This window comes from Serratia sp. MYb239 (assembly GCF_002966855.1).
GTDB classification, from domain to species: domain Bacteria; phylum Pseudomonadota; class Gammaproteobacteria; order Enterobacterales; family Enterobacteriaceae; genus Serratia_B; species Serratia_B rhizosphaerae.
In genome coordinates this window covers 4,556,224-4,576,886 of sequence record NZ_CP023268.1, presented here as the reverse complement: position 1 = coordinate 4,576,886, position 20,663 = coordinate 4,556,224, and the positions used below count along the sequence as shown (strand labels likewise).

The following is a 20,663-nucleotide window of genomic DNA, read 5'->3' as shown; positions in this document are numbered from 1 at the left end:
ACTATGAGCTCAGAATTCACCGCCATTATTAATGCACTGAACAATCAACAGGTCATCGCCTATCCGACCGAGGCCGTGTTTGGCTTAGGTTGCGATCCCGATAGCGAACAGGCGCTGCATAAGCTGTTGGACTTAAAACAGCGCCCGTGGGAAAAGGGACTGATCCTGATTGCCGCCGATTACCAGCAGCTGTTGCCTTATATCGACGACAGTCGGCTTACGCCATCGCAACGCGAAACGATGTTTGCCAGTTGGCCAGGCCCGGTAACGTGGGTTATCCCGGCCAAACCGACTACGCCGCGTCTGCTTACCGGGCGTTTCGACTCACTGGCGGTGCGCGTCAGCGACCATCCGCTGGTGCAGCAGCTATGCCGCGAGTTTGGTAAACCGCTGGTATCAACCAGCGCCAATCTCAGTGGTCAGCCGCCGTGCCGTCAGGCTGCAGAGGTTCTGCAGCAGTTTGGCGAAGGTTTCCCGGTGCTGCCGGGTAACGTGGGGGGACGTCAGAACCCGTCGGAAATCAGAGATGCGTTGACCGGTGAACAGATCCGGCAGGGCTAAGGGGAAGCAATGGAGCCGTTTGCGGTTTTTGGTAATCCCATCGCGCACAGCAAGTCACCACGCATTCATGCCCTGTTTGCGGAACAAACCGGCATAGAGCATCCCTACGGTACCGTTTTAGCGCCGTTGGATGGTTTTGCGGATAGTCTGCAGACATTTATCGATGCAGGCGGCAGAGGTGCGAACGTTACAGTTCCTTTTAAAGAGCAGGCTTACCGGCTGGCTAATGAGTTGACGGAACGCGCGCAGATGGCCGGGGCGGTTAATACGCTTAAGATTCAGTCAGGTGGTCAGCTGCTGGGCGACAATACCGATGGTATCGGCCTGCTGAGCGATCTGGAGCGCCAGCGCTTGATCAAACCCGGCGATCGTATTTTGCTGGTGGGCGCCGGCGGCGCTGCGCGCGGGGCGATTCTGCCACTCCTGTCTTTTGGCTGCTCGGTGGTGATTACCAACCGTACGTTCAGCCGGGCACAAGAACTGGCACAGGCGTTCCGGCATTTGGGCGAGATCGCGGCGTTGTCGTTGGATCAATGCGATCGGGCCGAGTATGAGCTGGTGATCAATGCAACGGCTTCCGGCCTGGGTGGTGAAGTGCCGGCTCTGCCGGTGAAGGTGCTTGGAGCGCAAACCCGTTGCTATGACATGTTTTATCAACGCGGTCTGACGCCTTTCCTCGACTGGACGAGCCAACAAGGCGTCACGCGATATGCCGATGGTTTAGGCATGCTGGTGGGTCAGGCGGCCCATGCGTTTTTGCTATGGCATGGTGTGATGCCGGAGATTGAGCCGGTGCTGCAGCAGCTTCGCCAGGAAGCTGCCCTGTAATCCAGCCCCCGTTCCCGTTAGAGAGCGGGGGTTATTTCAAATATCTTCCGACAGATAGTCGTTTTTCCAGTCAACGTAGTTATTTGACGAGTAACGCAACCCTTCTAATTCAGCGGGCGTCAATGGGCGTACCTGGCGAGCCGGGCTGCCCATATATAAGTAGCCGCTGGCTAAACGCTTGCCAGGTGCCACCAAACTGCCGGCACCGATCATCACGTCATCTTCTATAATGGCGCCATCCAGCAGGATCGAACCCATCCCGACTAATACGCGGTTGCCGATGGCACAGCCATGCAACATCGCCTTATGTCCGACGGTAACGTCTTCGCCGATCAGCAGCGGGTAGCCTTCGGGGTTATGAGCGGATTTATGGGTGACGTGCAGCACACTGCCATCCTGTATATTGCTGCGGGCGCCAATCTTCACCGCATTCACATCACCGCGAATGGCGACCAGCGGCCAGATACTGACATCATCGGCCAGTTCAACATTGCCGATCACCACGCTGGAAGGATCGATCATCACGCGTTGACCGATTTGCGGAGTGTAATGAAGATAAGAACGAACTGCTTCAGACATGGTAAAGCCTCACGCCGGGATCATATTTACCGGCAATACTAGACGCTGGCGATGGAATTACAACCAATCCCACGCGGCGATCCTGCTAAAAACGGCCCCGATCGCATAAGATCCACACGAAAGGGCGGAAAAGTGCGCAAACGATAAGAAAAGATCAAAAAAGGGGTTGTGCAAAAAACTCGGATCCCTATAATGCGCCTCCATCGACACGGCGCAAGTGATTCACTTCACACAGCGACCGAGACGAAAGAGAAAAAATCCTGAAAAAACGGGTTGACTCTGAAAGAGGAAAGCGTAATATACGCCACCTCGAGTTAGCAAGCGAAAGCGCGTAACTCACTGCTCTTTAACAATTTATCAGACAATCTGTGTGGGCACTCACAAGACGATATCCAGCATCCTCGGATGCAAAAAAATATCAAGTCTTGAAGAGTGACTAACTGAAGTAAAATTCATGCAGTAAATCTTTGAGCAACAGCTATTAACTTAGCGAATCAAGCTTTTAATTGAAGAGTTTGATCATGGCTCAGATTGAACGCTGGCGGCAGGCCTAACACATGCAAGTCGAGCGGCAGCGGAAAGTAGCTTGCTACTTTGCCGGCGAGCGGCGGACGGGTGAGTAATGTCTGGGAAACTGCCCGATGGAGGGGGATAACCACTGGAAACGGTGGCTAATACCGCATAATGTCTTCGGACCAAAGTGGGGGACCTTCGGGCCTCACACCATCGGATGTGCCCAGATGGGATTAGCTAGTAGGTGGGGTAATGGCTCACCTAGGCGACGATCCCTAGCTGGTCTGAGAGGATGACCAGCCACACTGGAACTGAGACACGGTCCAGACTCCTACGGGAGGCAGCAGTGGGGAATATTGCACAATGGGCGCAAGCCTGATGCAGCCATGCCGCGTGTGTGAAGAAGGCCTTCGGGTTGTAAAGCACTTTCAGCGAGGAGGAAGGGTAGTGTCTTAATACGGCATTACATTGACGTTACTCGCAGAAGAAGCACCGGCTAACTCCGTGCCAGCAGCCGCGGTAATACGGAGGGTGCAAGCGTTAATCGGAATTACTGGGCGTAAAGCGCACGCAGGCGGTTTGTTAAGTCAGATGTGAAATCCCCGAGCTTAACTTGGGAACTGCATTTGAAACTGGCAGACTAGAGTCTCGTAGAGGGGGGTAGAATTCCAGGTGTAGCGGTGAAATGCGTAGAGATCTGGAGGAATACCGGTGGCGAAGGCGGCCCCCTGGACGAAGACTGACGCTCAGGTGCGAAAGCGTGGGGAGCAAACAGGATTAGATACCCTGGTAGTCCACGCCGTAAACGATGTCGATTTGGAGGCTGTGCCCTTGAGGCGTGGCTTCCGGAGCTAACGCGTTAAATCGACCGCCTGGGGAGTACGGCCGCAAGGTTAAAACTCAAATGAATTGACGGGGGCCCGCACAAGCGGTGGAGCATGTGGTTTAATTCGATGCAACGCGAAGAACCTTACCTACTCTTGACATCCAGAGAACTTTCCAGAGATGGATTGGTGCCTTCGGGAACTCTGAGACAGGTGCTGCATGGCTGTCGTCAGCTCGTGTTGTGAAATGTTGGGTTAAGTCCCGCAACGAGCGCAACCCTTATCCTTTGTTGCCAGCGGTTCGGCCGGGAACTCAAAGGAGACTGCCAGTGATAAACTGGAGGAAGGTGGGGATGACGTCAAGTCATCATGGCCCTTACGAGTAGGGCTACACACGTGCTACAATGGCGTATACAAAGAGAAGCGAACCTGCGAAGGCAAGCGGACCTCATAAAGTACGTCGTAGTCCGGATTGGAGTCTGCAACTCGACTCCATGAAGTCGGAATCGCTAGTAATCGTAGATCAGAATGCTACGGTGAATACGTTCCCGGGCCTTGTACACACCGCCCGTCACACCATGGGAGTGGGTTGCAAAAGAAGTAGGTAGCTTAACCTTCGGGAGGGCGCTTACCACTTTGTGATTCATGACTGGGGTGAAGTCGTAACAAGGTAACCGTAGGGGAACCTGCGGTTGGATCACCTCCTTACCTAAAGATATCCTGACTGTGCAGTGTCCACACAGATTGTCTGATGAAAAGAACGAGCAAAGCGTCGATGCGTTGGGGGTACGGTGACAAATAACACTGTCGCTCGATTTTCCTGGGAAAATCTCGCCCTTACACGAAATTAGCGAATCAGTGATTCGCTAAGCAAATTTCGTGTCCCCTTCGTCTAGAGGCCTAGGACACCGCCCTTTCACGGCGGTAACAGGGGTTCGAATCCCCTAGGGGACGCCACTTGCTGATATCGGGTGAAAGACGGTATCAAACGATATCTCAAAACTGGCTTGCGAGTCATGTTTGAGATATTTGCTCTTTAACAATCTGGAACAAGCTGAAAATTGAAACATGGCAGCTGAAACTTGTCCCCCGTAGACGTTCGGGATGAGGAGTAACCTGTCATAGAGTCTCTCAAATGTAGCAACACGATGATGTCGGAAGACACCTTCGGGTTGTGAGGTTAAGTGACTAAGCGTACACGGTGGATGCCTAGGCAGTCAGAGGCGATGAAGGGCGTGCTAATCTGCGAAAAGCGTCGGTAAGGTGATATGAACCGTTATAACCGACGATACCCGAATGGGGAAACCCAGTGTGTTTCGACACACTATCATGTCATGAATACATAGTGGCATGAGGCGAACCGGGGGAACTGAAACATCTAAGTACCCCGAGGAAAAGAAATCAACCGAGATTCCCCCAGTAGCGGCGAGCGAACGGGGAAGAGCCCAGAACCTGAATCGGCTTGTGTGTCAGTGGAAGCGTCTGGAAAGTCGCACAGTAAAGGGTGATAGTCCCGTACACGAAGATGCACAGGTCGTGAGTTCGATGAGTAGGGCGGGGCACGTGTTATCCTGTCTGAATATGGGGGGACCATCCTCCAAGGCTAAATACTCCTGACTGACCGATAGTGAACCAGTACCGTGAGGGAAAGGCGAAAAGAACCCCGGCGAGGGGAGTGAAATAGAACCTGAAACCGTGTACGTACAAGCAGTGGGAGCACCTTCGTGGTGTGACTGCGTACCTTTTGTATAATGGGTCAGCGACTTATATTTTGTAGCAAGGTTAACCGAATAGGGGAGCCGTAGGGAAACCGAGTCTTAACTGGGCGTCTAGTTGCAAGGTATAGACCCGAAACCCGGTGATCTAGCCATGGGCAGGTTGAAGGTTGGGTAACACTAACTGGAGGACCGAACCGACTAATGTTGAAAAATTAGCGGATGACTTGTGGCTGGGGGTGAAAGGCCAATCAAACCGGGAGATAGCTGGTTCTCCCCGAAAGCTATTTAGGTAGCGCCTCGTGAACTCATCTTCGGGGGTAGAGCACTGTTTCGGCTAGGGGGCCATCCCGGCTTACCAAACCGATGCAAACTCCGAATACCGAAGAATGTTATCACGGGAGACACACGGCGGGTGCTAACGTCCGTCGTGAAGAGGGAAACAACCCAGACCGCCAGCTAAGGTCCCAAAGTCATGGTTAAGTGGGAAACGATGTGGGAAGGCACAGACAGCCAGGATGTTGGCTTAGAAGCAGCCATCATTTAAAGAAAGCGTAATAGCTCACTGGTCGAGTCGGCCTGCGCGGAAGATGTAACGGGGCTAAACCATGCACCGAAGCTGCGGCAGCGACGCTTATGCGTTGTTGGGTAGGGGAGCGTTCTGTAAGCCGTTGAAGGTGTGCTGCGAGGCATGCTGGAGGTATCAGAAGTGCGAATGCTGACATAAGTAACGATAATGCGGGTGAAAAACCCGCACGCCGGAAGACCAAGGGTTCCTGTCCAACGTTAATCGGGGCAGGGTGAGTCGACCCCTAAGGCGAGGCTGAAAAGCGTAGTCGATGGGAAACAGGTTAATATTCCTGTACTTGGTGTTACTGCGAAGGGGGGACGGAGAAGGCTAGGCTAGCCGAGCGACGGTTGTCTCGGTTTAAGCGTGTAGGGGGAGTGACCTGGTAAATCCGGTTGCTTGTTAACCCTGAGGCGTGATGACGATGCACTACGGTGCAGAAGTAGTTGATGCCAAGCTTCCAGGAAAAGCCTCTAAGCTCCAGGTAACACGAAATCGTACCCCAAACCGACACAGGTGGTCAGGTAGAGAATACCCAGGCGCTTGAGAGAACTCGGGTGAAGGAACTAGGCAAAATGGTGCCGTAACTTCGGGAGAAGGCACGCTGGCGCGTAGGTGAAGTCCCTTGCGGATGGAGCTGAAGCCAGTCGCAGATACCAGCTGGCTGCAACTGTTTAATAAAAACACAGCACTGTGCAAACACGAAAGTGGACGTATACGGTGTGACGCCTGCCCGGTGCCGGAAGGTTAATTGATGGGGTTATGGGTAACCAGAAGCTCTTGATCGAAGCCCCGGTAAACGGCGGCCGTAACTATAACGGTCCTAAGGTAGCGAAATTCCTTGTCGGGTAAGTTCCGACCTGCACGAATGGCGTAATGATGGCCAGGCTGTCTCCACCCGAGACTCAGTGAAATTGAACTCGCTGTGAAGATGCAGTGTACCCGCGGCAAGACGGAAAGACCCCGTGAACCTTTACTATAGCTTGACACTGAACATTGAGCCTTGATGTGTAGGATAGGTGGGAGGCTTTGAAGTGTGGACGCCAGTCTGCATGGAGCCAACCTTGAAATACCACCCTTTAATGTTTGATGTTCTAACTCGGCCCCCTAATCGGGGGTGAGGACAGTGTCTGGTGGGTAGTTTGACTGGGGCGGTCTCCTCCCAAAGAGTAACGGAGGAGCACGAAGGTTAGCTAATCACGGTCGGACATCGTGAGGTTAGTGCAAAGGCATAAGCTAGCTTGACTGCGAGAGTGACGGCTCGAGCAGGTGCGAAAGCAGGTCTTAGTGATCCGGTGGTTCTGAATGGAAGGGCCATCGCTCAACGGATAAAAGGTACTCCGGGGATAACAGGCTGATACCGCCCAAGAGTTCATATCGACGGCGGTGTTTGGCACCTCGATGTCGGCTCATCACATCCTGGGGCTGAAGTAGGTCCCAAGGGTATGGCTGTTCGCCATTTAAAGTGGTACGCGAGCTGGGTTTAGAACGTCGTGAGACAGTTCGGTCCCTATCTGCCGTGGGCGTTGGAAGATTGAGAGGGGTTGCTCCTAGTACGAGAGGACCGGAGTGAACGCACCACTGGTGTTCGGGTTGTCATGCCAATGGCATTGCCCGGTAGCTAAGTGCGGAAAAGATAAGCGCTGAAAGCATCTAAGCGCGAAGCTTGCCTCAAGATGAGTCTTCCCTGGGCCTTTAAGGCCCCTGAAGGAACGTTTAAGACTAAGACGTTGATAGGCTGGGTGTGTAAGTGCAGCGATGCATTGAGCTAACCAGTACTAATGAACCGTGAGGCTTAACCTTACAACACCGAAGGTGTTTTAGAGACGCGATTTGATTTTCAGTGAAGTTCCGAGATTGGATTGACTGGCGGCGTGGAAACGTTGCGGGTTGATTAAAACAGAATTTGCCTGGCGGCAATAGCGCGGTGGTCCCACCTGACCCCATGCCGAACTCAGAAGTGAAACGCCGTAGCGCCGATGGTAGTGTGGGGTCTCCCCATGCGAGAGTAGGACACTGCCAGGCATCAAATTTGTGTGCTGATATGGCTCAGTTGGTAGAGCGCACCCTTGGTAAGGGTGAGGTCCCCAGTTCGACTCTGGGTATCAGCACCACTTTATTCAAAGTGGGTTGAGAAGTTCGGCAGAAAAAGAATTTGCTTGGCGGCAATAGCGCGGTGGTCCCACCTGACCCCATGCCGAACTCAGAAGTGAAACGCCGTAGCGCCGATGGTAGTGTGGGGTCTCCCCATGCGAGAGTAGGACACTGCCAAGCATCAAATAAAACAAAAAGCCCTGTGCATCAGCACAGGGCTTTTTGTTTTGCCCATTATTCAAAGTACGTTTCCTGTCAAATCTACCTCTTTGCGTTCCTAAAAGGATGATGGTTAATTAAAATTAGCCAATCTGCCTATGTTCACAGGAGTGAACCCATGAAAATACGTCCTCTCTTCACTATCTGCATGCTTCTCTCTGCCACGATTTACGTGCCGTCCGCTGCCGCTGAGTCCGGGCTGTTTTGCCACGGCATGCAAGATGAGCAGCCGCAAGATCGTGCGCAACTGGCTGAAATTACTGCCAAGAGTTATTTCTTCGACTACCGCTATCCGGATGACTGGAACGAGAATCCAAAACTGGAAAACGGCCATCTGCAGCAAGGGCGTAGCTATCTGATTGCCGGCGATCGCCTGGTGGTTGGGCCGGAACAGAGAGGTTACCGTTGCGGTTATTACATTAATGGCAAAGGTACCCAAACAGCTAACTGGTTAAAAGCGGATACGCTGCGGGTACTGCCCGATGTCACCCCGGCCGATTGGCGCGGCGTCTGGGTGAGCAGTGACAGCCACCGCCAACTGAAGATAACAAGTCGGCAGGCGGTGTATCAGTTTATTGGAGGCGGCAGCGATCCTGGCCGTATCAGCACGGTGTTCCCGTTTACCATGCCGGTGAATCAACAAGATGCGCAGTTGATTGCGCCGCAGCCGACAGATGCGCCCTGTGAACTGAAGCTGCATCGTTTAGGAGAATACTTAATCATCACTAACGGCGAGAGCTGCGGTCTGATGAACGCCAACCCGGATGGCGTACTGCGTAAACGCTGATTGTTACCGCAGGAACGCGGCCAGAAATGAAACATTTTCACCTTCCGGCTGAATGCTCGACATTGGATTTAAAAAACGCTATCGTCGGGCATCTAGAAGTCTAAACGTATAAACGGATGTGTGAGGATTAAGTAATGCCGATTCGTGTTCCTGATGAGTTACCTGCGGTCTGTTTCTTGCGTAATGAGAATGTCTTCGTGATGACATCCTCACGGGCAAAAACGCAGGAAATCAGGCCGTTAAAGGTGCTGATCCTTAACCTGATGCCAAAAAAAATAGAGACGGAAAATCAGTTCCTGCGTTTACTGTCCAACTCACCGCTGCAGATTGATATTCAACTGCTGCGTATCGACAGCCGTGAATCTAAGAACACGCCGGCCGAACACCTGAATAACTTCTACTGTAACTTTGAAGATATTCAGCATGACAATTACGATGGTCTGATCGTCACCGGTGCCCCGCTGGGATTAGTCGACTTTTGTGATGTTGCCTATTGGCCGCAGATCGAACGCGTTATCGATTGGGCTAAGGAGCACGTAACCTCCACGCTATTTGTCTGCTGGGCGGTGCAGGCGGCGTTGAATATCCTGTATGGCATCCCGAAGATGACGCTTGAAGAGAAGCTGTCAGGGGTTTATCAACACCAGACGCTGCAGCAGCATGCGTTGCTGACCCGCGGCTTTGATGAAACCTTTCTGGCACCGCATTCACGCTATGCGGATTTCCCGACGGAGATAATCCGTCGGTATACTGACCTTGATATCCTGGCTGAATCTGAGCAGGCAGGCGCCTACCTGTTTGCCAGCAAGGACAAGCGTTTGGCCTTTGTTACGGGCCACCCGGAGTACGATGCGCTGACGTTAGCGGGAGAGTATTGTCGTGATTACGATGCCGGCCTCAACCCCACCGTACCGCTCAATTACTTCCCCGATGACAACCCAGATTTACCCCCTAAAGCCTCCTGGCGCAGTCATGGACACCTGCTGTTCTCCAATTGGCTGAACTATTACGTCTACCAGATCACACCGTTTGATCTGCGCCACATGAATCCTACTCTCGAATAGTCATTTTCATTTTTTCCTGGCGGCTGAATCGAGGCCGCCGTCATCCCCTCTCTCTTTTTATTTCTCCTTTCTTTCTATGCAACGCCCTGTAACTCCTTTATTTACAGTCAGTTATCCTTCCGTTTTTTAATTATTGGAATTACTTTCCTGTAGCTATTATTTGTTAAATTTCCGTAATTAACTGATAACAAAAGATTAAAATATAAATTAAATTAAAAATGGAAATGGTTTTTGATTTTTATTATTTGTTGGTTATTCTTAAAGCATGCAGGGTGAGATCTGACCAGTTTACGGTCGTTTTATCCCTCCTGAACCCGCGCAATATTTGATGAGCAGAGCGCCCCGGCTAGCGGCCATGGGCGGGCAAGATGGGAAGGAGCATGACAATGACGCAACAGACAGTAGGGACGGAGTTAACGTTTACTCAGGGATTGAGTGCGGCAGACCGACTGATACTGACCGATGGTGCGGTCGAGTTTCTGGCCGAACTGGTCAGCAAGTTCACACCGCAGCGTAATGAATTGCTGGCTGCGCGCGTTGACGTACAGGCAGCGATCGATCGCGGTGGGCTGCCTGGTTTTATTTCGGAAACGGCTTCCATTCGTGAAAGTGACTGGAAAATACGCGGTATCCCTGAGGACCTGCGCGATCGCCGCGTGGAGATCACCGGGCCGGTTGAACGCAAGATGGTGATCAATGCGCTGAACGCCAATGTGAAAGTATTTATGGCGGACTTTGAAGACTCGCTGGCGCCCAGCTGGGACAAGGTGATCGACGGCCAAATCAACCTGCGCGATGCGGTGAACGGCACCATCTCCCATACCAACGAAGCCGGTAAAATTTACCAGTTGAAGCCGGATCCGGCGGTATTGATTGCCCGCGTGCGTGGCCTGCACCTGCCGGAAAAACATGTGCAGTGGCGGGGCGAAGCTATTCCGGGCGGCCTGTTCGATTTTGCGTTGTATTTTTTCCATAACTACCGCCAACTGCTGGAAAATGGCAGCGGCCCCTATTTCTATCTGCCGAAAACTCAGTCGTGGCAGGAGGCGGCCTGGTGGGGCGAGGTGTTCAGCTTTACCGAAGATCGTTTCGACCTGCCGCGGGGCACCATCAAAGCGACCCTGCTGATTGAAACGTTGCCGGCGGTGTTCCAGATGGATGAGATCCTGTATCACCTGCGCGACCATATCGTCGGCCTGAACTGCGGCCGCTGGGATTATATTTTCAGCTATATCAAAACGCTGAAGAATCACGCCGATCGCGTATTGCCGGATCGCCAGTCGGTCACCATGGATAAACCCTTCCTGAGCGCCTACTCCCGCCTGCTGATTAAAACCTGTCACCGGCGCGGTGCCTTTGCCATGGGCGGCATGGCGGCGTTTATACCGAGTAAAGATGCGGAAAAAAATGCCTGGGTGCTGGACAAGGTGCGGGCAGACAAACAGTTGGAGGCGGACAACGGCCATGATGGCACCTGGGTGGCGCATCCGGGGCTGGCCGATACCGTGATGGCGGTGTTTGACCAAGTGCTGGGCGAGCGTCGTAACCAGTTGGAGGTGATGCGGGAACAGGATGCGCCGATTACTGCCGAGCAACTGCTGGAGCCATGCGAGGGCGAACGTACCGAAGCCGGTATGCGCGCCAACATCCGGGTGGCGGTGCAGTACATCGAAGCGTGGATTTCGGGCAACGGCTGCGTACCGATCTACGGACTGATGGAAGATGCCGCCACGGCGGAAATCTCACGTACTTCCATCTGGCAGTGGATCCATCATGAAAAATCTCTCAGCGACGGACAACTGGTCACCAAGGCGCTGTTTCGTCAAATGCTGAACGAAGAGATGTTGGTCATTCGTCAGGAAGTGGGAGAAGCGCGCTTTAACGCCGGCCGGTTCGACGAGGCGGCGCGCCTGATGGAACGCATCACCACGCAAGATGAACTGATCGATTTTCTGACCCTGCCGGGTTATGAGCTCTTGGCCTGAACCATTCCTCACCCTACAACGCAAGGATAACAATTATGACGACTTCTCGTAGCCAACAGATCCAACAGCTGGAACAGGAATGGAAATCCGCACGTTGGGAAGGCATCACCCGCCCGTACAGCGCGGAAGATGTGATCAACCTGCGCGGTTCGGTTAACCCGGTCTGCACGCTGGCGCAAAACGGCGCCGCCAAACTGTGGGAGCTGCTGCACGGCGGCGCGCGTAAAGGCTATGTCAACTGTCTGGGGGCGCTGACCGGCGGGCAGGCGCTGCAGCAGGCCAAAGCCGGCGTGGAAGCCGTATATCTGTCGGGCTGGCAGGTGGCGGCGGATGCCAACACCGCCTCCGCCATGTATCCGGACCAGTCGCTGTACCCGGTTGATTCCGTGCCGGCGGTAGTGGAACGGATTAACAATACGTTCCGACGCGCCGATCAGATCCAGTGGGCGAATAACATTGAGCCGGGCAGCCAGGGCTATGTCGATTACTTCCTGCCGATCGTCGCCGATGCGGAAGCGGGCTTTGGCGGGGTGCTGAACGCCTTTGAGCTGATGAAGGCGATGATAGAGGCCGGCGCCGCCGGCGTGCACTTTGAAGACCAGCTGGCGGCGGTGAAGAAGTGCGGTCATATGGGGGGGAAAGTGCTGGTGCCGACGCAGGAAGCGATTCAGAAGCTGGTAGCGGCGCGGTTGGCGGCTGACGTGCTGGGCGTGCCGACGCTGCTGATTGCCCGCACCGATGCCGATGCGGCCGACCTGCTGACTTCAGACTGTGACCCTTACGACCGCGAGTTCGTGACCGGCGATCGCACCGTGGAAGGTTTCTTCCGCACTCAGGCTGGGATTGAACAGGCGATCAGCCGCGGGCTGGCCTATGCGCCTTATGCCGACCTGGTGTGGTGTGAAACCTCTACGCCGGATCTGGCGGCCGCCAGACGCTTTGCCGAAGCGATCCACGCTAAGTTCCCCGGCAAGCTGCTGGCCTATAACTGCTCGCCGTCGTTCAACTGGAAAAAGAACCTCGACGACCAGACCATTGCCCGCTTCCAGGAGGAACTGTCGGCGATGGGCTACAAATACCAGTTTATTACCCTGGCCGGCATCCACAGCATGTGGTTCAACATGTTCGACCTGGCCCATGCGTACGCGCAGGGCGAGGGCATGAAACACTACGTGGAGAAAGTGCAGCAGCCGGAGTTTGACGCCAGCAGCCGCGGCTATACCTTCGCGTCGCACCAGCAGGAGGTGGGAACCGGCTATTTCGATCGGGTAACCACGGTGATTCAGGGCGGTGCCTCCTCGGTAACCGCGCTGACCGGCTCCACCGAAGAGCAGCAGTTCTAGCCGTTTCGACGTTGGCTTGCGCAGGGCCGGGCGTCAGCCCGGCCCGACAGGCATGGTGGGAGGATCTCGATGGCAGCAAAAATGGAGTTGTTGATCGCGCAGACTATCCTGCAGGGCTTTGATGCGCAGTACGGGCGCTTTCTGGAGGTCACCGCCGGGGCGCAGCAGCGTTTTGAACGTGCGGACTGGCCTGCGGTGCAGCAGGCGATGAAAAAGCGTATCCACCTGTATGATCACCACGTTGGTCTGGTGGTGGAACAGCTGAAATGTATTACCGGCAAGCAAGATTTTGATGCGGATTTTCCCTGTCGGGTCAAAGCGGTATACACCGAACTGCTACCGGAGTATCCGCGCTTTGAGATCGCCGAGAGTTTTTTTAACTCGGTCTACTGCCGGCTGTTTAAGCATCGTGATTTAACGCCGGAAAAGCTGTTTGTCTTCAGCTCGCAGCCGGAACGGCGCTTTCGCGACATTCCCCGTCCGCTGGCGCGCGACGTGGTGCCAAACGGCGATCTGTCCGCCATGCTGCACACCCTGCTGACCGATTTGCCGCTGCGCCTGCCCTGGGAGGATCTGGCGCGTGATATCCGCTATGTCACGGCGGCGCTGCGGCAGGCATTTGCACCGGCGCAGCTGGCCGACGGCACCTTTCAAATCGCCAACGAACTGTTTTATCGCAATAAGGCCGCCTGGCTGGTAGGCAAGCTGCGCACCACGGGTGGCGTATTCCCTTTTCTGTTGCCGATTCACCACAGCGAATCCGGCGCGCTGTTTATCGATACCTGCCTGACCAGCAAAGAGGAGGCCAGCATCGTCTTTGGCTTCGCCCGCTCTTATTTTATGGTGTATGCACCGCTGCCGGCGGCGATGGTCGAATGGCTGCGGGAAATCTTACCGGGTAAAACCACCGCCGAATTGTATATGGCGATTGGCTGCCAGAAGCACGGTAAAACCGAATGCTATCGCGAATACCTGACGTTTATGGCCCGCTCGCAGGAGCAATTTATTATTGCGCCGGGGGTGAAGGGCATGGTGATGCTGGTGTTTACCCTGCCGTCGTTCGATCGGGTCTTCAAAGTGATTAAGGACCGTTTTGCGCCGCAGAAAGAGGTGACGCCGGCGCAGGTGATGGCCTGCTACCAACTGGTAAAGGAGCATGACCGGGTCGGGCGGATGGCCGATACTCAGGAGTATGAGAACTTTGTCATCGACAAGGCGCGCATCAGCCCGGAACTGCTGGCGGAATTGCAGCGTGAGGTGCCGGAAAAGCTGGAGGATCTGGGCGACCGCATCATTATCCGCCACCTGTATATGGAGCGTCGCATGACGCCACTGAATCTGTACCTGGAGCAGGCCGACGAGCAGCAGACGCATGACGCGATTGAAGAGTACGGCAACGCCATCAAACAGCTGGCGGCGGCGAATATTTTCCCGGGGGATATGCTGTTTAAAAACTTTGGCGTGACGCGCCACGGGCGGGTGGTGTTCTACGATTACGATGAAATCTGCTATATGACCGAGGTGAACTTCCGCGATATTCCGCCGCCGCGCTATCCGGAAGACGAATTGGCCAGCGAGCCGTGGTACAGCATCGCGCCCAACGACGTGTTCCCCGAGGAGTTTCGCCATTTTCTGTGCAGCGATCCGCGTATCCGCCAGGTTTTCGAGGCGTTGCACGGCGATCTGTTTGAGGCGGAGTATTGGCGGGGCCTGCAGCAGCGTATCCGCCAGGGGCATGTAGAAGACGTCTTCGCCTACCGCAAAAGGCGGCGCTTTAGCCAGCGCGGCGCAGCGCCGCTGTCGGCCACGGCGTAGGGCGCAGCCTGGCTGCGCCCGCTACGATTATGCGTTGGCGCCGGCCACGGCCGCACGCGCCAGCTCGGTAATGCGCCCGTAGTCGCCGCTTTCCAGCGCGTCCGCTGGCACCAGCCAGGAGCCGCCAATGCACAGCACGCTTTTCAGCGCCAGATAGTCGCGATAGTTGTTCGGCGAAATGCCGCCGGTCGGGCAGAAACGCACCTGCGGGAACGGGCCGCCGATCGCCTGCAGGGCCTTCACGCCGCCGTTGGCTTCGGCCGGGAAGAATTTAAACTCGCGCAGGCCGTAATCCATACCCAGCATCAGTTCTGAGACGCTGCTGATGCCCGGAATCAGCGGAATGCTGCCGGCGGTAGCGGCCTGCAGCAGGGAGTCGGTCAGGCCGGGGCTGATGGCGAACTGCGCGCCGGCGTCGGTGACTGCCTGCAACTGCTGGGCGTTAATCACGGTGCCCGCGCCGATAATGGCTTCAGGCACCTCATTGGCGATGGCGCGGATGGCGTCCAGCGCGCAGTCGGTGCGCAGCGTCACTTCCAGCACGCGCACGCCGCCGGCAACCAATGCTTTTGCCAGCGGCACCGCATGCTCCAGTTTATTGATGACGATGACCGGGACGACCGGGCCGGACGTCAGGATCTGCTCAGCGCTTGTTTTCCAGTTATTCATAGACGGTTCCTCTCCAGAATAGACCTCAGGCGGCAGGCGGCTGATGGTTGACGCCCCCAGCCGCACGCCGCTTGCGGTTAAAATGTAATGCAGCAGGCGCCCTGTTCGGCACCGGACAGCTGGCTGCGTAATGCGCCGAACAGCTCGCGGCCGCAGCCGACGTGTTCTGCGCTCAGATCGGGTTGATAAGCCTCGCGCGCCGCCAGTTCGGCCTCATCGACCAGCAGCGTCAGCTCGCCGCTGCGGCCGTTAACGCGGATCATATCGCCGTTGCGCACTTTCGCCAGCGCGCCGCCGGCGTAGGCTTCCGGCGTCACGTGGATGGCGGAAGGCACCTTGCCGGAGGCGCCGGACAGGCGGCCGTCGGTAACCAGCGCTACCTTGAAGCCGCGGTCCATCAGCACGCCCAGCGGCGGCATCAGTTTGTGCAGTTCCGGCATGCCGTTGGCCTGTGGTCCCTGGAAGCGCACCACGACCACGCAATCTTTGTCCAGCTGGCCGGCTTCAAACGCCGGTACGATATCGTGCTGGCTTTCAAACACCACCGCCGGCGCCTCGATAATCTGGTTGTCCGCCGGTACGGCGGAGGTTTTCATCACCGCACGGCCAAGGTTGCCGGACATCACCTTGGTACCGCCGTGGTGTTCAAACGGCTGGGCGATGCTGGCAATCACGCCGGCGTCGAGCGAGCTGTCTGCGCCGTCGCGCCAGGCCAACTGGCCGTTGTCCAGCCACGGCTCTTGGGTATAGCGCTCCAGGCCGAAGCCGGCGACGGTATGCACATCCTGATGCAGCAGGCCATGCTGCAGCAGTTCCCGTACCACCAGCTGTACGCCGCCGGCGGCCTGGAACTGGTTGATGTCCGCCGGGCCGTTCGGGTAAATCCGGCACAGCAGCGGCACCGCTTCCGACAGTTCGGAGAAGTCATCCCAGTTGATGATAATGCCTGCCGCACGGGCCATTGCCACCATATGCATGGTCAGGTTGGTGGAGCCGCCGGTCGCCAGCAGCGAGACGATGCCGTTAACCACCACCTTCTCATCCACCAGGCGCCCGATGGGCAGATAGTTGCCGGCGGTTTCGGTCAGACGCGTCACCTGACGCGCCGCCGCATCGTTCAGCGCGTCGCGCAGCGGGGTGTTCGGATGCACGAAAGAGGCGCCCGGCAGGTGCAGGCCCATCACTTCCATGATCATCTGGTTGGTGTTGGCGGTGCCGTAAAAGGTGCAGGTGCCGATGCTGTGATAAGAGGCCGCTTCGGCTTCCAGCAGCGCCTGACGATCGGCCTTGCCTTCGGCATACAGCTGGCGCACGCGCACTTTTTCTTTATTCGGCAGTCCGCTGGTCATCGGCCCGGCGGGGACGAACAGCGCCGGCAGATGGCCGAAAGAGAGGGCCGACATCACCAGCCCCGGCACGATCTTGTCGCAGATGCCGAGGAACAGCGCGCCGTCGAACATGTTATGCGACAGGCCGACCGCTGCGGACATGGCAATCACATCGCGGCTCATCAGCGACAGCTCCATACCGTCCTGGCCCTGGGTAACGCCGTCGCACATTGCGGGTACGCCGCCGGCCACCTGGCCGACCGCGCCCACGGCGTTCAGTGCCTGCTTCAGCCGCTGCGGGTAGTCTTCATAGGGCTGGTGGGCGGACAGCATATCGTTGTAGGCGGTGATAATGGCGATATCGCTGCGCACCATATTCTTCAGCGCGGTTTTATCATCCGGCTGGCAGGCGGCGAAGCCGTGCGCCAGGTTGCCGCAGGCCAGTTGGGAGCGGTGCACAGTTTTACAGCGGGCTGCCTCAATGCGCGCCAGATAGGCGGTGCGGGTCGGTTTGGAGCGTTCAATAATGCGTTGCGTTACACGGGATAGGGTTGAGTTAATCATACCTTCCTCACATTTTTTCGTTATAGGCCCGCCGGATGGCGGGGCCCTCGGATGCGGCTGGTGTCCCAGAGGGGGCGGCATGCCGAGGGCCGTTACTGGTGTTGTTATCGGTGTGTCAAATCAGAACAGGGTGAAGGCGATCATGCCGACCACCCCGCCGGTGGTGCCGAGGATGGTTTCCATTACCGTCCAGGTTTTCAGCGTTTGCATCTCGTTGGCGCCGGTAAACTTGCCGAACAGCCAGAAACCGGCGTCATTAACGTGGCTCAACACGATAGAGCCGCCGGCGATACAGATGGCCAGTGCCGCCAGCTGGCCGCCGCCGAGTCCCAACTGGCTGGTGATTGGCAGCACCAGGCCGACGGTGGTCAGACAGGCGACCGTTGCCGAACCCTGCAGCACGCGCACCAGCGCGGAAAGGGCGAAGCAGGCGACGGCAATGGGCAGGCCCGCGCCGATCATGGCGTCGCCCAGCGCCGGGCCTACGCCGGAATCCACCAGAATCTGCTTGAAGACGCCGCCGGCGCCGGTCATCAGCAAAATAATCCCGGCCGGCTGTACCGCGGCGGAGCAGATGGCCAGCGTCTGTTCATTGGTCATGCCGCGCGGTTTCGCCAGGCCGTAAATCACGATCAGGCAGGCGATCAGGATGGCGGTGAACGGGTGGCCGATAAACTCCAGCCAGTCGTGCAGCGGCGTGCCCGGCGTCACCAGACGGGCGCCGATGGTTTTCATCCCGACCAGCACCAGCGGGCACAGCACCAGCGCCAGGCTGAAGCCGAAGGAGGGCATGGTGCCCTTCAGTTTGACCGGTTCGGCTTCGTCAGCCGGCATCTGCCAGTTCACAAAGCGGCTGATAAAGCTGCCGTACAGCGGCCCGGCGATCAGCATACCGAGCACCGCCGCCACCAGACCGATGGCGATCATCCAGCCGAAGTCGGCTTTCATCTGGGCGGCCAGCAGCATCGGCACCGGCCCTGGCAGCAGGAAGGATGCGGCGGCGGCCACGCCGGCAAACAGCGGGATAGCCAGTTTGACGATATTGCCGTCGGTGCGGCGCGCCACGGCGAACACAATGCCGATCAGCAGCACGATGGCGACGTCGAAGAACAGCGGCAACGCACACACCAGACCGGCGATGCCCAGCGCATAATGCGCCTTGTTTTCACCAAAGCGTTTCAGCAGGTAGGAGGCAATCTGATCCAGCGCCCCGACCTCATGCAGGATTTTGCCGAACATCGCCCCCAGCGCCACAACGATCGCCAGAAAGCCCAGCGTATCGCCCATGCCTTTTTGCATGGTATCGGCGATGGTGGTCAGCGGCATGCCGGAGAAAATACCGGCGGCAATGGAAACCAACATCAGGGCGACGAAGGCGTGCATGCGCGCCTTCATCACCAGAAACAGCAGCAACAGAACCGAGCCGACGGCGGTACCCACTAATGTCAGGGTACTCACGCGCACGCCTCCTGCGGCATAAAGCTGCGGATATGCTGCAGCGTATCGGCGATCACCGCCTCAAGCGGCTGGTTGATGTCCACGGCCATCACGTCGCTTTCGTCGGCGCCGGGTTGCTCCAGCGCGTCAAACTGTGAGACCAGCATCTGCGGCTTGAAGAAGTGGCCTTTACGCGCGGCCATGCGCGCTTCGATCACCGGGAAATCGCCATGCAGATAGATAAACGACAGGTTGGCGTTGCCGGCGCGCAGGCGGTCACGATAATGCTTTTTCAGCGCCGAACAGACGATGATGGAGACGTTGTTGGTGCGCTGCATGGCGAAGGCGGCGTCGTTGAGCGCGGCCAGCCAGGGGGCGCGGTCGTCATCATTCAGCGCAACGCCTTCGGCCATTTTCGTAATGTTGCTGCGGGGATGCAGGAAATCCCCGTCGAGGAAACCGGCAGACAATTGGCGGGCTGCCGCGGCGGCAACGGCGGATTTCCCGCTGCCGGAAACGCCCATGATGACGTAAATACGGTTTTGATTATTGGTCATGGTGTAGCTCCCAAACCTGAAATTGGCGTTACCGCCTTCTGTTACCGGTAACATGTTATCGGTAACATTTTCGAGGCAAGCTGTATAGGAGGCAAACGGCTTTACCTTTGACGATCGTTAACTGTGATCGGCTTCAAGCTTTTACTTAGCAGGGAAACAATTTGGCAGCTTAATTTTACACATGGTTAACATGTGTACGCCCAGACGGGGAATCAGCAGAAAAGCGCGGAAACCCTCTCCCGGCAGAGAGGGTTGGGGGAATCAGCGGACGCCGCCGTAAGCCAGGCTGATCTCTTTGGCGGCATGGATCACCAGCGCGCCCAGTTCGATCACCCGGTCGTCGGTAATGCGCGACACCGGGCCGGAAATGGAGATGGCGGCAAAGGCTTCGCGGTGCTCGTCGAAAATACAGGCCGCAACGCAGCGCAGCCCCAGCGCGTGCTCTTCATCATCAAAAGAAAAGCCCTGTTTGCGGATCTGCGCCAGCCCTTCCTTCAGGTTATGCGGCGTCAGGGTGCGCGGCGTGTAAGTATGCATACCCTTCTGATGCAGCAATTTGGTGACCTGCTCATCGGCCAGCGCGGCCAGAAATGCTTTGCCGGCGCCGGATGCGTGCATCGGCAGCTTGCCGCCGATTGGCGCCGACATGCGCATCAGCGCGTTGCACTGCACCTGATCGATAATAATCGCCTGATATTCGGCCTTGTCCATCACCGCCAGATTGACGGTTTCGCCGGACTCTTCCATCAGCCGGCGCAGTGTCGGATGCACCATGGCCAGCAGGTTGCGGCTCTGCAGAAAACTGCTGCCGACCACAAAGGCGTGGGAACCGATGGTCCACAGGCCGAGATCGCCGACCTGACGGACAAAGCCCTGCTGCTGCATGGTGGTCAGTAAACGGTGAGTGGTGGAATTGGGCAGGCCGGCCTGCTGCGCCAGATCGGTCAGCGCTACATTGCCTTGTGCTTCGGCAATATATTCCAGCAGTTTCAGGCCGCGGGTCAGCGACTGCACCTGGCCGGTGGTGCTGCCGGTGGCGGGTGCGGCGCTGCGGGGCTTCTTGCCGCGTTTGGCGGGAACGGGTGTCGCCATGGTTACGCTTCCTTTTTCCGTATCATGGAATTTATTTTCGTTTTTTAAGTATGGATTGCAAGCGGCGTTTGCGCTCATCGGATGTGTTAGCGCGCAACCTGAAAAACTCTCAACCAGCGCC

The 20,663-nt window shown here is 56.6% G+C and carries 13 protein-coding genes, 2 tRNA genes and 4 rRNA genes; 13 read left to right on the top strand and 6 right to left on the bottom strand.

The genetic code is table 11. From position 1 onward, the window contains the following. The first annotated feature begins 3 nt into the window (after positions 1-3). Positions 4-561, top strand: coding sequence for an L-threonylcarbamoyladenylate synthase type 1 TsaC (gene tsaC, locus CLM71_RS21850; RefSeq protein ID WP_105232869.1), 558 nt, complete (start codon positions 4-6; stop codon positions 559-561). A 9-nt stretch (positions 562-570) separates the two neighbouring features. Next, positions 571-1,389, top strand: coding sequence for a shikimate dehydrogenase (aroE, locus tag CLM71_RS21845; RefSeq protein ID WP_105232868.1), 819 nt, complete (start codon positions 571-573; stop codon positions 1,387-1,389). A 36-nt stretch (positions 1,390-1,425) separates the two neighbouring features. Here aroE and CLM71_RS21840 read toward each other — a convergent pair whose 3' ends face one another. Then, positions 1,426-1,968, bottom strand: coding sequence for a gamma carbonic anhydrase family protein (locus CLM71_RS21840; RefSeq protein ID WP_105232867.1), 543 nt, complete (start codon positions 1,966-1,968; stop codon positions 1,426-1,428). Between the two features lie 503 nt (positions 1,969-2,471). Between CLM71_RS21840 and CLM71_RS21835 the strand changes: the two genes are divergently transcribed. From CLM71_RS21835 to aceK, 11 genes are all read left to right on the top strand, one after another. Then, a 16S ribosomal RNA gene (locus tag CLM71_RS21835) occupies positions 2,472-4,013 on the top strand. Between the two features lie 173 nt (positions 4,014-4,186). Next, positions 4,187-4,262: transfer RNA gene (locus CLM71_RS21830), tRNA-Glu, on the top strand. A gap of 221 nt (positions 4,263-4,483) precedes the next feature. After that, positions 4,484-7,391, top strand: a 23S ribosomal RNA gene (locus tag CLM71_RS21825). A 106-nt stretch (positions 7,392-7,497) separates the two neighbouring features. Further along, positions 7,498-7,613 (top strand): 5S ribosomal RNA (gene rrf, locus CLM71_RS21820). A gap of 13 nt (positions 7,614-7,626) precedes the next feature. Further along, positions 7,627-7,702, top strand: a tRNA-Thr gene (locus tag CLM71_RS21815). Between the two features lie 44 nt (positions 7,703-7,746). Further along, positions 7,747-7,862, top strand: a 5S ribosomal RNA gene (rrf, locus tag CLM71_RS21810). The 16S, 23S and 5S rRNA genes sit together here with 2 tRNA genes alongside, the layout of an rRNA operon. A gap of 157 nt (positions 7,863-8,019) precedes the next feature. Next, entirely contained in the window at positions 8,020-8,688 is a 669-nt protein-coding gene (locus CLM71_RS21805) for a hypothetical protein (RefSeq protein ID WP_145961085.1), read from the top strand. Positions 8,689-8,822: 134 nt separating this feature from the next. Further along, positions 8,823-9,752: a homoserine O-succinyltransferase gene (metA, locus tag CLM71_RS21800; protein WP_105232865.1), complete on the top strand. Its 930-nt coding sequence runs from the start codon at positions 8,823-8,825 to the stop codon at positions 9,750-9,752. Positions 9,753-10,138: 386 nt separating this feature from the next. Then, positions 10,139-11,737 carry a malate synthase A gene (gene aceB / locus CLM71_RS21795; RefSeq protein WP_105232864.1) on the top strand — a complete coding sequence of 533 codons (1,599 nt, stop codon included), beginning with the start codon at positions 10,139-10,141 and terminating at the stop codon, positions 11,735-11,737. Between the two features lie 35 nt (positions 11,738-11,772). Then, complete coding sequence (aceA, locus tag CLM71_RS21790) at positions 11,773-13,080, top strand: isocitrate lyase (RefSeq protein ID WP_105232863.1); 1,308 nt, start codon at positions 11,773-11,775, stop codon at positions 13,078-13,080. Positions 13,081-13,149: 69 nt separating this feature from the next. Further along, a complete protein-coding gene (gene aceK / locus CLM71_RS21785) occupies positions 13,150-14,895 on the top strand; it encodes a bifunctional isocitrate dehydrogenase kinase/phosphatase (RefSeq protein ID WP_105232862.1) in 1,746 nt (581 codons plus the stop codon). 27 nt (positions 14,896-14,922) lie between these two features. Here aceK and CLM71_RS21780 read toward each other — a convergent pair whose 3' ends face one another. From CLM71_RS21780 to iclR, 5 genes are all read right to left on the bottom strand, one after another. Next, a complete protein-coding gene (locus CLM71_RS21780; protein ID WP_105232861.1) occupies positions 14,923-15,564 on the bottom strand; it encodes a bifunctional 4-hydroxy-2-oxoglutarate aldolase/2-dehydro-3-deoxy-phosphogluconate aldolase in 642 nt (213 codons plus the stop codon). A gap of 77 nt (positions 15,565-15,641) precedes the next feature. Continuing rightward, a complete protein-coding gene (gene edd, locus CLM71_RS21775) occupies positions 15,642-17,456 on the bottom strand; it encodes a phosphogluconate dehydratase (RefSeq protein WP_105232860.1) in 1,815 nt (604 codons plus the stop codon). A 120-nt stretch (positions 17,457-17,576) separates the two neighbouring features. Then, a complete protein-coding gene (gene gntU, locus CLM71_RS21770; protein WP_105232859.1) occupies positions 17,577-18,914 on the bottom strand; it encodes a gluconate transporter in 1,338 nt (445 codons plus the stop codon). Next, entirely contained in the window at positions 18,911-19,450 is a 540-nt protein-coding gene (gntK, locus tag CLM71_RS21765) for a gluconokinase (protein WP_105232858.1), read from the bottom strand. The genes gntU and gntK overlap by 4 nt, the downstream gene beginning before the upstream one ends. Before the next feature lie 261 nt (positions 19,451-19,711). Then, a complete protein-coding gene (iclR, locus tag CLM71_RS21760; protein ID WP_105232857.1) occupies positions 19,712-20,542 on the bottom strand; it encodes a glyoxylate bypass operon transcriptional repressor IclR in 831 nt (276 codons plus the stop codon). Between the last annotated feature and the right edge of the window lie 121 nt (positions 20,543-20,663).

Coding starts and splice junctions, on each gene's coding strand:
- CLM71_RS21780 (WP_105232861.1), bottom strand. CDS start 15,564: ATGAATAACTGGAAAACAAGCGCTGAGCAGATCCTGACGTCCGGCCCG.
- aceB (WP_105232864.1), top strand. CDS start 10,139: ATGACGCAACAGACAGTAGGGACGGAGTTAACGTTTACTCAGGGATTG.
- metA (WP_105232865.1), top strand. CDS start 8,823: ATGCCGATTCGTGTTCCTGATGAGTTACCTGCGGTCTGTTTCTTGCGT.
- CLM71_RS21840 (WP_105232867.1), bottom strand. CDS start 1,968: ATGTCTGAAGCAGTTCGTTCTTATCTTCATTACACTCCGCAAATCGGT.
- CLM71_RS21805 (WP_145961085.1), top strand. CDS start 8,020: ATGAAAATACGTCCTCTCTTCACTATCTGCATGCTTCTCTCTGCCACG.
- iclR (WP_105232857.1), bottom strand. CDS start 20,542: ATGGCGACACCCGTTCCCGCCAAACGCGGCAAGAAGCCCCGCAGCGCC.
- gntK (WP_105232858.1), bottom strand. CDS start 19,450: ATGACCAATAATCAAAACCGTATTTACGTCATCATGGGCGTTTCCGGC.
- aceK (WP_105232862.1), top strand. CDS start 13,150: ATGGCAGCAAAAATGGAGTTGTTGATCGCGCAGACTATCCTGCAGGGC.
- aroE (WP_105232868.1), top strand. CDS start 571: ATGGAGCCGTTTGCGGTTTTTGGTAATCCCATCGCGCACAGCAAGTCA.
- tsaC (WP_105232869.1), top strand. CDS start 4: ATGAGCTCAGAATTCACCGCCATTATTAATGCACTGAACAATCAACAG.
- aceA (WP_105232863.1), top strand. CDS start 11,773: ATGACGACTTCTCGTAGCCAACAGATCCAACAGCTGGAACAGGAATGG.
- edd (WP_105232860.1), bottom strand. CDS start 17,456: ATGATTAACTCAACCCTATCCCGTGTAACGCAACGCATTATTGAACGC.